This is a genomic window from Streptomyces sp. NPDC059695, assembly GCF_042733785.1.
Lineage (GTDB): Bacteria > Actinomycetota > Actinomycetes > Streptomycetales > Streptomycetaceae > Streptomyces.
Window position 1 is genome coordinate 128,495 of sequence record NZ_JBHWFF010000002.1, and the last position, 11,287, is coordinate 139,781.

Consider the following 11,287-nt stretch of genomic DNA (forward strand, 5'->3'; position numbering starts at 1 on the left):
GGCTGCACTGCCGGCGTTGGCGTGATGTTAGCCACATCCTTGATGTGGCGTCAGCACCCCGTCGTCAGATCACCACCGACTTGGCCGAGACACGACATCCCTCGCGCGGGGTCAGGAAGCGCGGCGGCGGCGCTTCGCAAAGGCCAGGAAGCCTCCGCCGACGACGACGGCGGCCGCGGCGGCACCGATGACACCGGGGCCGATGGCCGAACCGGTCGTCGCGAGATCACCCTCCGGGGTGGCGGACGGAGCCGGGGTCGGGGCGGTGGCGGGCGCGGTGGTCGCCTCACCCGGGGTGGACGGGGTGGCGGGGGCGGACGGGGACGCGGAGCCCGAGGGGGTCTCGGAGGCGCCCGGGGTCGCGCCGCCCTCGCTCGGGGTGGGCGCGGGCGTGGTGGCCGGCGGGGTGGGGACGGGGGTGTCCGTCGGCTTCGGCGGCTGGGGGGTGACGACGGGTCCGGGCGTCGTCTCCTTCGGGAGGCAGCCGGTGAAGTTCATCTGGTGGGTCTCGGCACCGGGGACGGTGACGAGCTCCTCGGCTATGACGGAGCCGTTGACGTGGCCGGGGCCGACGTTCTTGCCGCCCATCTCGACCTTGGCGTTCGGGGCGAGGATGGTGCCGGGCCAGGAGGTGTAGTTCTTCTTCACGCTCGTGGCCTGCGGGAAGTTCCAGAGCAGCTGGGAGCGGATCTGCCGGTACGCGTCGGCGGGCACGTTGTAGTCGTCGATGACGGGCGCGCCGCCTGCGAGGTTCTTGTAGTAGACGCCGTAGGTGGCCGAGGTGCTCATGTCGTACGAGGCGCCGAGCACGTTCACGAGGGTCGAGGAGCCGACCGGGACGTCCAGGGTGATCGCGCGGAACTTCTCCAGGTCGGCGGCGTTCACGGCGAAGACGTTGAGGGTCTTGTCGGTGCCGGTGAGGAAGATGCCGTCGCCGGACGTGGAGACCGTGCCGTTGGCCGCGGTGGCGGCCCAGCCGGTGGACAGCGCCCGCAGGTTCGTGAACTCCTTGCCGAAGTCGACCGGCGAGGCGCCCTTGGTGCTCGGGCCGTCGACGCCGAAGCCGCCGCCCTTCTGGGAGCGGTCGTCGAGCTCGCCGTACACGCCGGTGCCCTTGGTGATCACGACCTGGTTGGCGTGGAGCGTGCCGGCGACGACGAGGCTGTGGCCGCCGGGCAGCTTCGCGAGGTCGGCGGGGGTCAGCTGGTAGCCCACGGAGAAGCCCTGGCCGAGCTTCGCGTCGCCGAAGTGGGCGTCGCCGCCGACGGCGACCGCACCCTCGGAGTCGGAATAGCGGACCGAGTCCTTCTCGACGAACTCGGCGTAGAGACCGGCCGTGCCCAGCGGAGAGGCGGCGCACTCGGTGGTGGCGGCGGAGGCGACGGGGGCCCAGCCGAGGGCGGCACCGGTAACGGCGAGGACGGCAGCCACGGCAGCGGTCGTGCGCATGCGAAACTCCAGGTCAGGGAGGTACGGGGAGGGCGCGTGGGGGGTGTGTCCGAGGGGACGTGCCGACCTTCCGCCATTCCCAGATGTGCCGTCAACTCACCTGATATGTCACTGAATCCGACATGCGGGGATGATCTTCCTTAAGTGAATCTGAAGCCCCACACAAGCGTGATGCGGCTCACATGCGCCGCTGCCCCGCACCCTCCGGGAGGAAGGGTGCGGGGCAGCGGACAGCGGGGTGACGGGGGTCAGCGGGCGGAGCGGTTCACCGCCGAGATGACCGCCTTCAGGGAGGCGCGGGTGGTGTTGGCGTCGATGCCGATGCCCCACAGGACCTTGCCGTCGATGGCGCACTCGATGTACGAGGCGGCCTGCGCGGAGGCGCCCTCGCTCATCGTGTGCTCCTGGTAGTCCAGCAGGCGGGCGTCGACGCCGATGGACTGCAGCGCGGCGAAGAACGCGGAGATCGGACCGTTGCCGGCGCCGGTCAGGACGGTGTCGACGCCGTCCACGACCGCCTCGACGGTCAGGGTGTCGGTGCCGTCGGTGTCGGAGGTCGACTGGCCGGAGCGCAGCTGGATGCGTCCCCAGGCGTTCTGCGGGTTGGGCAGGTACTCGTCCTGGAAGACGGCCCAGATCGCGGCCGGCGTGACCTCGCCGCCCTCGGTGTCGGTCTTCTGCTGGATGATCTTCGAGAACTCGATCTGCATCCGGCGCGGCAGGTCCAGCTTGTGGTCGTTCTTCAGGACGTACGCGATGCCGCCCTTGCCGGACTGCGAGTTGACCCGGATGACGGCCTCGTAGGAGCGGCCGACGTCCTTCGGGTCGATCGGCAGGTACGGGACGGCCCACTCGATCTCGTCGACGGTCCTGCCCTGGGCGGCCGCGTCGGCCTCCATGGCGTCGAAGCCCTTCTTGATGGCGTCCTGGTGGGAGCCGGAGAAGGCGGTGTAGACCAGGTCGCCCGCGTAGGGGTGGCGCGGGTGGACCTCCATCTGGTTGCAGTACTCGGAGGTACGGCGGATCTCGTCGATCTGGGAGAAGTCGATCTGCGGGTCGACGCCCTGCGAGAACAGGTTCATGCCCAGCGTCACCAGGTCGACGTTGCCGGTCCGCTCGCCCTGGCCGAACAGGCAGCCCTCGATGCGGTCGGCGCCGGCCATGACCGCCAGTTCGGCGGCGGCCACGGCCGTGCCGCGGTCGTTGTGCGGGTGGACGGAGATGCAGATGTGCTCGCGGCGGGTCAGGTTCCGGGCCATCCACTCGAAGCGGTCCGCGTGCGTGGACGGCGTCGAACGCTCCACGGTGGCGGGCAGGTTCAGGATGATCTCGCGGCCCGGGCCGGGCTGCCAGACGTCACAGACCGCCTCGCAGACCTCCAGGGCGAAGTCCAGCTCGGTGTCGGTGAAGATCTCGGGGCTGTACTGGTAGCCGAAGGCGGTCTCCGGGCCCAGCAGCTTCTCCGCGTACTCCATCACCAGACGGGTGCCGTCCACGGCGATCTGCTTGATCTGCTCCTTCGAGCCGCGGAAGACGACCCGGCGGAAGGTGGGTGCGGTGGCGTTGTACAGGTGGACGGTGGCGCGCTTGGCGCCGACCAGGGACTCCACGGTCCGCTCGATCAGGTCCTCGCGGGCCTGGGTCAGGACGGAGATGGTGACGTCGTCCGGGATCGCGCCCTCTTCGATGATGGAGCGCACGAACGCGAAGTCGGTCTCGCCGGAGGACGGGAAGCCGACCTCGATCTCCTTGTAGCCCATGCGTACGAGCAGGTCGAACATCTCGCGCTTGCGGGCCGGGGACATCGGGTCGATCAGCGCCTGGTTGCCGTCGCGCAGATCGGTGGACAGCCAGCGGGGCGCCTTGGTGATGCGCTGCTCGGGCCAGGTCCGGTCGGGGATGACGACGGCCTCGTACCGGCCGTACTTGTGGATCGGCATCCCGGACGGCTGCTGCGTGTGGGTCGCGTTGGTGACGGGCGTCGGGCGGCTGACGAAGGGCGACTGGGACATTGCGTAGGGCTCCTCGGGGTCCTGCGGGAAGGACGGCCGACTGTCGAACGCAACACCAGGTCCCGCGGGGAGGGGGTCGGCCTACGACTACAGGCCCTCGCCGCGGCAGCTAAGGAGAAGCAGCCCGAAACGCATGATGTGCGTCACCTTAGCCCAGGTCCGTGAAAGCCGGACGCCGTGTTTCAGTATGCGGGACGGCGGCGGCGTCAAGCCCGAAAGGTGACCCATCACTCCATTTCGCCAATCATCGTCGCAACCCGTGACACCGGCGGTACGCAGTGCCACATTGCTGACATGACCTCCCACACGCCTGTCTTCTGCTCGATCGTCCCGCCGCACGTCCTGGAGCGGCTGGCCGAGCACGCCGACCCGGCCGTCGCCGAGGCCGCCCGCCGCACCCTCGCGGGGGACCTGGCCCAGCGCACCGCCCGGACCGAGCGGGCCGTGCCCGCCCCGGCGGAGGCCGCCGACGGCAAGCCCCGGCGCACCATCCACGACGCCAAGAACGGCACCCGGCTGCCCGGCCACCAGGTGCGCGCCGAGGGCGAGCCGCCGACCACCGACGACACGGCCAACCGCGCCTACGCCGGCCTCGGGGCGACCTTCGACCTCTTCCTGAACGCCTTCGGCCACGACTCGATCGACGGCGCCGGGCTGCCGCTCACGGCGACCGTCCACTACGACGAGAAGTACGACAACGCCTTCTGGAACGGCGAGCAGATGGTGTTCGGCGACGGCGACGGCGAGCTGTTCCTCGACTTCACGCTCCCGGTCGACGTCATCGGCCACGAGCTGGCCCACGGCTTCACGCAGTACTCGGCGAACCTCGCGTACTACGGCCAGTCCGGGGCGCTCAACGAGCACGTGTCGGACGTCTTCGGCACGCTCGTGAAGCAGTACGCGCTCGGCCAGAGCGTCGAGCAGGCCGACTGGCTCATCGGGGCCGGGCTGCTCGGCCCCGCCGTCGACAAGGGCACGGCGCTGCGGTCCATGAAGGATCCCGGCACCGCGTACGACGACGACGTCCTCGGCAAGGACCCGCAGCCCGGCCACATGGACCACTACGTCCGCACCGGCTCCGACAACGGCGGGGTGCACATCAACTCCGGCATCCCCAACCGCGCCTTCTACCTGCTGGCCACCGAACTCGGCGGCAGCGCCTGGGAGAAGCCCGGCCGGATCTGGTACGCGACGATGACCGGCGGGACGCTGACCGAGGAGGCCCGGTTCACCGAGTTCGCGCGGGCGACGGTGGCGACGGCGCGGGACCTCTACGGCGAGGTGACGGCCGAGGCCGTGGCGCGCGCCTGGTCCGGCGTCGGAGTACCGACGGCCTGAGCCGGCTGGTAGACAGGGCCCATGCGGATTCGAGTGCGGCGCACGGGCGGTTTCGCGGGCATCGAGCGGTCGGCGGAGGTGGAGGTCTCGGGACCCGAGTGGGAGTCCCTGTCCTCCGCCGTCCTCGCGCAGGACGACGGCGGCGCCCGGGGCGTGCCGGACGGCTTCTCGTACGAGATCACCGTCGACGGCCGCACGGTCCGCTGCCGCGACCCGCACCTCACGGACGCCCAGAGGACCCTCGTGACGAGGGTCCTCAAGGAAGGCGCCTAGGCGGTTCTCAGACCGGCGGCGGGTCGCACTTGAGGATGCACTCGCCGTGCCACCACCCGCAGCACGTGCCGCTGCGGGTGCGGGTGGCGGCGTCCCGGTCGACGTACTCCGTGACGAGGCGGCCGTCCTCGACGCGGGACACGCCCACCTGCCTGCGGAAGTCGATCTTCAGGACGTCGAGTTGCATCGTCATGCACGTGATCGCGTACTTGTCGGCGGCCTCGGGATACCGGGCGAACAGATCGTCGAGTGCGGCGAAGAACTCGGGGTCGCTCTGCGGCCCGCAGCCGGCCTTGGCGTCCATGGCGGTGCTCCCCAGCGTCGCGTGCTCCGAACCCCCGGGCGAGTCCCCGACCCCCTCGGCTCTCATCGTCTCGCGGGCTTCGGACCGGTGCCACTCGGCTCGGCGCGGCCCCGACCCGGCCCGCTAGGAGGCGTCCCGGCGCCAGAACCTGCTCTGGCGGGGCGGGCGGACCTCCAGGGACCAGTCGCCGTCGGCACTCTCGACCTGCACGAGCAGGGGCCCCTCGGGCAGCGGGCTGCCGTCCCGGGGGAGCCTGCTCGCCACATTGGCGAGCAGGTGCTCGCGGCCGTCCGGCTCGTGGCCCTGGACGAGGAAGTACGCGTGGTCGAACCCCGTGCGGAGCCGGGAGGAGAGGTGGCCGGCCGGACCCGTGTACAGCAGCACGTCGCCGCCCCTCCCCCGGGCACGGCGGCCGAGCTGCTCCACGGTGGCGACCGGACGGACGGCGAGCGTCCACGCTCGGGCGCCGGTGCTCACGCGCAGCCGCAGCGGGCTCCGGCCGTCGTGGCGCAGCAGCGCCCGGCCCTCGTAGTCCTCCAGGAGCGTGTTCGCCAGCAGACCGTTGGACCTGTCCTTCTCGTCGAGGCTCTCCACGGAGAAGTGGCCCGTGCCGGCGCGGGTGGAGTCGACCACGACGTAACCGGCCGGGATCGGCACGTCGACGGTGAGGGTCGTCCTTCCCTTGCCGCTGCGGACGAACTCCGGGAAGTCCCCTCCGAAGAGCTCGATGTCCGACCGCGGGCCGACGCGGGCGGGCCGCTGGACGGGGACCTGCGCCGGCGCCTGGACGGCGGCCTCGGCTGCCCGGACCTTGGCCAGGAGCTCCTCGGGGATGGTCTCGGGCGGGGCGGGTTCCCCGGCGGGGGCGGGCTCGTCCCCGGGCTCCGGCTCCGGGTCCCTGCCCTCGATGCCGAAGTCCTCGGCGAGGCCGACGAGACCGGAGTCGTACCCCTGGCCCACGGCACGGAACTTCCACGCCCCGTCGCGCCGGTAGAACTCGCCGAGGACGAAGGCCGTCTCGGTGGTCGCGTCGTCGACCTCGTACAGCGCCAGCTGCTCGCCGGTGGCGGCGCTCATCGTCCGGATGTGCAGGTCGGGCACCCGGCCGAAGGTCCCGTCCTCGCTGGAGGCGGTGATCACGATGCGCCGGACGCCCGGCTCCACGCGCGCGGTGTCGATCTCCAGCCAGTCGGCGACGCGCTGCTCCTCGTCCCGTACCTGCCCGAGCAGGCGCACCGCGCCGGACGCGTGCGCGGGCTGGTTGTAGAAGACCAGGTCGCCGTCGCCCCTGACCCGGCCCTCGGCGTCGAGCAGCAGCGCCGAGGCGTCGACCTCCGGCACTCCGTCGCCGGCGGCCCGCCGGACGACCGCGATCCGCCACACCTGCCCGGGGACCGGCAGGTTTCCCCCCTTGACGATCTCTGTCACGGCGCCATGCTGACACGCGCCCCCGGGGTCCGCCCAGAAGACGGCCCGGAAGACCGCCGAGAAGCGGGCTTCCGCGGCGGGAAGCCCGGCTTCCAGCCCCTGGAAGCCCAGCTTCCGCAGCTGCTTCGGGACCCCTCCCCATCGCCGTCCTCCGACCGGACGGGGGCGGGTCGCCACCGGACGGGGGCGGGTCGCCCTAGAAGCCCAGCTTCCGCAGCTGCTTCGGGTCCCGCTGCCAGTCCTTCGCGACCTTCACGTGCAGGTCGAGGAAGACCGGCGTGCCGAGGAGCGCCTCGATGTGCTTGCGGGACTTCATGCCGACCTCCTTCAGGCGGCTGCCCTTGGGGCCGATGATGATGCCCTTCTGGCTGGGGCGCTCGATGTACACGTTCGCGTGGATGTCGAGCAGCGGCCGGTCCGCCGGGCGGTTCTCGCGCGGGATCATCTCCTCGACGACGACCGCGATGGAGTGCGGCAGCTCATCCCGTACGCCTTCGAGCGCGGCCTCGCGGATCAGCTCCGCGACCATGACCTGCTCCGGCTCGTCCGTGAGGTCGCCCTCCGGGTAGAGCGGCGGGGACTCCGGCAGGAGCGGGATGAGCAGGTCGGCGACGAGCTGGACCTGCTTGTTGCCGACGGCCGAGACGGGGACGATCTGCGCCCACTCGAAGCCGAGCTCCTTGCCGAGCTGGTCGATCGCGATCAGCTGCTCGGCGAGGGTCTTGGAGTCGACCAGGTCGGTCTTGGTGATGATCGCGACCTTGGGGGTCTTCTTGATCCCGGCGAGTTCCTTGGCGATGAACTTGTCGCCGGGGCCGAGCTTCTGGTCGGCGGGCAGGCAGAAGCCGATCACGTCGACCTCGGCCCAGGTGGTGCGCACGACGTCGTTGAGCCGCTCGCCCAGGAGGGTGCGCGGCTTGTGGAGGCCGGGGGTGTCCACCAGGATCAGCTGCGCCTCGGGGCGGTGCACGATGCCGCGGACGGTGTGCCGGGTGGTCTGCGGCCGGTTCGAGGTGATGGCCACCTTCTGGCCGACCAGAGCGTTCGTGAGGGTGGACTTGCCCGCGTTGGGGCGGCCGACGAAGCAGGCGAAGCCGGCCCGGTGGACGGCTTCGGTTTCTTGGTTGCGAGCGCTCATGGGGGCCATTGTCCCCGATGAGCGCCCGCCTCACGCACTCAGTGCCCGGCGGCGCCGTATCCGCAGGCCGAAGAGCCCGGCCGCGCCGCCCACGACGAGGACCGCGGCGGCGAGCCATGGCAGGGCCAGGAAGGACACGGTGCCGCTCTCCTTCACGTCCTTCGCGGTCGCGGTGAGGGTGATGTCGCCCCAGTCGAGCTGTGGGGAACCGGTCCAGCGCTCGGTGAGCCGGATCTTCTGCCGGGGCAGCAGCTCGGCGGGGACCGTGGCCAGGTCGCGGTCGAGGAGGGTGCGGCCGAAGAGCCCCCGGGCCTTCAGGACGACCTTGGGGTTGAGGGTGACGTTGCCGCGGTTGTACAGGGTGTACGAGACGAGGGCGCTGCTCGTGCGCGTGCCGGGGACCATCGGCCGGTCCTGGTCGAGGGTGACGTCCTCGACGGCGAGGGCGGGGACCGTCGGCCCGTTGACGCGCAGGTACACGCGGGCGCCGACCGCGCGCTGGACGCCCATGGCGACGGCCCCCCTGCCGCCCGGGGCGATCCGCTCGTCGAGGGCGACGAGAGCCCCGGGGTGGTCGCCGGGGTCGGCGTCGGCGGGGACGGTCAGGGTGTACGGGACGGTGACGGCCGACCGGGCGGGGACGGTGATCCGGGTCCGCTCGGGCTTGATCCAGGCACCGGCGCCGGTCTGCTTCTCCTTCTGGGTGCGGACGGCGAAGCCGCCGTCCCGGTCGGTGTTGTAGGCGTCGGCGCCGTACAGCCGGAAGGTCAGCGGTGCGGCGGTCTTGTTGGCGACGGTGACCCGGTCGGTGAGCGTCGTGCCGGGGTCGGCCGAGAGGTAGAAGTACGGGCGGCCGCCGAGCCGCGAGGCGGCCGGGTAGACGGCCCACTCGCCGTTCTCGGCGGCCCGGGCGCCCGGCGCGAGGCCGAGCAGCACGGCGAGGGCGCTCAGGGTGCTCAGCATGCTCAGGAGGAGGACGTACGGCTTCGTGCGCACGGGTGCGGACCCCCGGGGTGCGGATCGGGGCGGGCCGGCCGGGTGCGCGCCCGGCCCGCGGGGCGGTCAGGACAGGGTCAGCGTGAGCACGCCCGCGTACGAGCCGGGCGCGGTGAACGCCGGGACGTCGAGGGAGAGCTGCGCGTCGACGGTGAACTCGCCGCCCGTGAGGGTGCCGTTCGGCGTGGAGGCGAGGGTCGCGCCGCCGCTGCCGACCGGGCCGGCCGAGCCGGCGGCGCAGGTGCTGGGGCTGCCGGCCTTGGCGGTGCAGGCGGGGGTCCAGGAGAGGCTCCCGGCCCCGATGGCGCCGCCGGGGCCGGTGAAGTCGGTGACCTTGCCGGTCAGGGACCAGCCGGCGGGGCCGCCGCGGAAGTCCTTGACGGTCACCGTCTGGAGCGCGCCGGTGGCCGCGCCGCCCGCGCCGAAGTCGACGGAGGACAGCTGGACGGCGTCCCCGGCCTGGGTCATGGACAGCTCGCCCGGCGTGACGGCCGCGGTGATCGTCTGGCTGTTCGGCGGAGCCGGGACGATGACCTTGTAGGCGGCGGGTCCCGCGCCCTTCTCGGGATCCCAGGCCGCGCCCTCGTACGCCACGATCCCGGTGGTCGCCACGTCGTTGACCTTCAGGCGCGCGGCGAAACCGCCCTCGCTGTCGGTCGTGACGATCATCCGGTCGGCGGTCTCCGCGGCCCCGGCGCGGCCGACGACGGTGACCTCGGTCAGCGGGGTGAACTTCGACCCGGTGACGGTCACCCGGACGCCGGGGTCTCCGGAGGCGTTGTCGAGCTGCAGCGCGCGGGTGTTGGGGCTGGTGACGGGGCTCGCGACGACCGTCTCGGAGACCGGGGCGGGCGGGTCGAGCACCGTACAGGGGGTGTCCAGCTCCATCAGGTACGAGGTGTGGATGTTGTAGTCGCCGGGCGAGAGCGTGATCGATCCGGCCTCGGTGGCGGTGAAGGTGCCCGTCATGGAGAAGGCCGGGAAGGAGCCCTTGCCGGGGACCGGCGGGTTCTTCTTGGGGCCGGTGACGGTGACCGTGCCGGTCTGGGCGCCGCCGAGGACCACCTTGCCGGTGGGCGTCATGATGTCGGCCGGGAGCGCGAGGTCGACCGGGTTGGACGCGGCGGGCTTGGTGATCGTGTAGGTCACGGTCACGGTCTCGCCGACCTTGGGGCTGGCCTTGTCGACCGTGATCGCGGCGGTGGTGGTGCCCGTGATGGGCGGGATGCCGGCGATCGGCGGCGGGACGCAGCGGGTCTGGAATTCCACCGGCTGCGACGTGGTCGTCGCGCCGGCCGGGGCGGCGAGCGCGCCGGCGCCGGCGACCGCGAGGGCGGTGACGCCGAGGACGGCGGTCCAGCGCCGTCTTCGGGCCGCCGCCCGGGATCGGGTGAGTGCCATGGGAGTGCCCCCTCCTGAGGATGAGTGGGCGCCATTGACGGCCGCGGGCGGAGAGAAGTCAATGGAATCCGATCCCAGTGACTGATGACCCATCAGATCGTGTCAAGATCAGGACATGGGGGACATATACGCAGGTCACGACAGAGACCGGTGCCGCCCAGGGCGACACCGGTCCGGTTGGGGCGGGCTCAGCTGAAGACGAACGGACCCGGCGACTGCGAGGTCACCGCGTCACAGTTCACCGTGACCCCGAAGATCACCATCTTGAGGGCGACCCCCGCGAAGTACGAGTTGAGACTGTCGCCCGAGGCCACGGTCCCGCTGAGCGGGCCCATGATCACGGACTGCCCGGCGGAGCGGGCGGGGTTCTTCTTCCCGGTGAAGACCCGGGTGCCGCCGCCGGCCTTGGCCAGCGTCAGGGTCGAGCTGATCGTGTCGGTGCCGACCGCGACCGGCGTGGTGACGGCGGAGCTGATGGTGATCGTCGCGGCGGTGCCGCTCTGCGTGGCCGTGAGGGTGGCGCCGCCACCGCCCCAGCTGCCGCAGTCGTACGTCGCCGTGGCCGAGCCCGGCGAGACCGCGCCGGCCGTCGGAGCGAAGGCGAGTCCGGCGGCGGCGAGCGCCCCGGTGAGTACCGCGACGGTCCCTAAGGTGCTTCTGCTTCTCATGGCGAGTTCGAACCCCTTCCGATACCGAACGCAGGGGTGCGGACACTGCGTGAATGATGGAGATCTGACGGTCCGTCGGACGAACCGCTGTCATTGACGCGCAGACCGCATGGGAAGGCAAGAGAAGATGCGGTGATCCTTCACAAGGACACAAAGAAGCGGGGGGCCCGCGCGCCCCCCCGCCCCCCCGGGGCGGGGGCGGGCGCGCGCGGGAGCCCCCCGGGGACCCCCAGCCCCCCGTCCCCGCCGGGCCCCCCGCGGTCCACCGGGGGGGGGGGCC

The 11,287-nt window shown here is 71.9% G+C and carries 10 protein-coding genes; 2 read left to right on the forward strand and 8 right to left on the reverse strand.

Annotated features, from left to right (window positions below; genetic code table 11):
* Window positions 1–111 precede the first annotated feature (111 nt).
* Together ACFV2S_RS03205 and leuA are read right to left on the reverse strand one after the other, a co-directional pair.
* Window positions 112–1,449: a choice-of-anchor A family protein gene (locus tag ACFV2S_RS03205; protein WP_385553765.1), complete on the reverse strand. Its 1,338-nt coding sequence runs from the start codon at window positions 1,447–1,449 to the stop codon at window positions 112–114.
* A 248-nt stretch (window positions 1,450–1,697) separates the two neighbouring features.
* The gene (gene leuA, locus ACFV2S_RS03210; protein WP_385553767.1) at window positions 1,698–3,461 is read right to left on the reverse strand and encodes a 2-isopropylmalate synthase; all 1,764 of its coding nucleotides are present in this window, start codon (window positions 3,459–3,461) and stop codon (window positions 1,698–1,700) included.
* A 294-nt stretch (window positions 3,462–3,755) separates the two neighbouring features.
* Here leuA and ACFV2S_RS03215 point away from each other — a divergent pair, with 294 nt between their 5' ends.
* Window positions 3,756–4,799: a M4 family metallopeptidase gene (locus ACFV2S_RS03215; RefSeq protein WP_385553769.1), complete on the forward strand. Its 1,044-nt coding sequence runs from the start codon at window positions 3,756–3,758 to the stop codon at window positions 4,797–4,799.
* 21 nt (window positions 4,800–4,820) lie between these two features.
* Entirely contained in the window at window positions 4,821–5,072 is a 252-nt protein-coding gene (locus ACFV2S_RS03220; RefSeq protein WP_383788311.1) for a protealysin inhibitor emfourin, read from the forward strand.
* A gap of 7 nt (window positions 5,073–5,079) precedes the next feature.
* Here ACFV2S_RS03220 and ACFV2S_RS03225 read toward each other — a convergent pair whose 3' ends face one another.
* The 6 genes from ACFV2S_RS03225 to ACFV2S_RS03250 form a co-directional block, all read right to left on the reverse strand.
* A complete protein-coding gene (locus ACFV2S_RS03225; RefSeq protein ID WP_385553772.1) occupies window positions 5,080–5,376 on the reverse strand; it encodes a hypothetical protein in 297 nt (98 codons plus the stop codon).
* Between the two features lie 123 nt (window positions 5,377–5,499).
* Complete coding sequence (locus tag ACFV2S_RS03230) at window positions 5,500–6,804, reverse strand: TerD family protein (protein WP_385553774.1); 1,305 nt, start codon at window positions 6,802–6,804, stop codon at window positions 5,500–5,502.
* Window positions 6,805–7,000: 196 nt separating this feature from the next.
* The gene (gene era, locus ACFV2S_RS03235) at window positions 7,001–7,951 is read right to left on the reverse strand and encodes a GTPase Era (protein WP_373313716.1); all 951 of its coding nucleotides are present in this window, start codon (window positions 7,949–7,951) and stop codon (window positions 7,001–7,003) included.
* Between the two features lie 21 nt (window positions 7,952–7,972).
* Window positions 7,973–8,905: a WxL protein peptidoglycan domain-containing protein gene (locus ACFV2S_RS03240; protein WP_385554362.1), complete on the reverse strand. Its 933-nt coding sequence runs from the start codon at window positions 8,903–8,905 to the stop codon at window positions 7,973–7,975.
* A 99-nt stretch (window positions 8,906–9,004) separates the two neighbouring features.
* Window positions 9,005–10,339, reverse strand: coding sequence for a beta-xylosidase (locus tag ACFV2S_RS03245; protein ID WP_385553776.1), 1,335 nt, complete (start codon window positions 10,337–10,339; stop codon window positions 9,005–9,007).
* 188 nt (window positions 10,340–10,527) lie between these two features.
* A complete protein-coding gene (locus tag ACFV2S_RS03250; RefSeq protein WP_385553778.1) occupies window positions 10,528–11,007 on the reverse strand; it encodes a hypothetical protein in 480 nt (159 codons plus the stop codon).
* Between the last annotated feature and the right edge of the window lie 280 nt (window positions 11,008–11,287).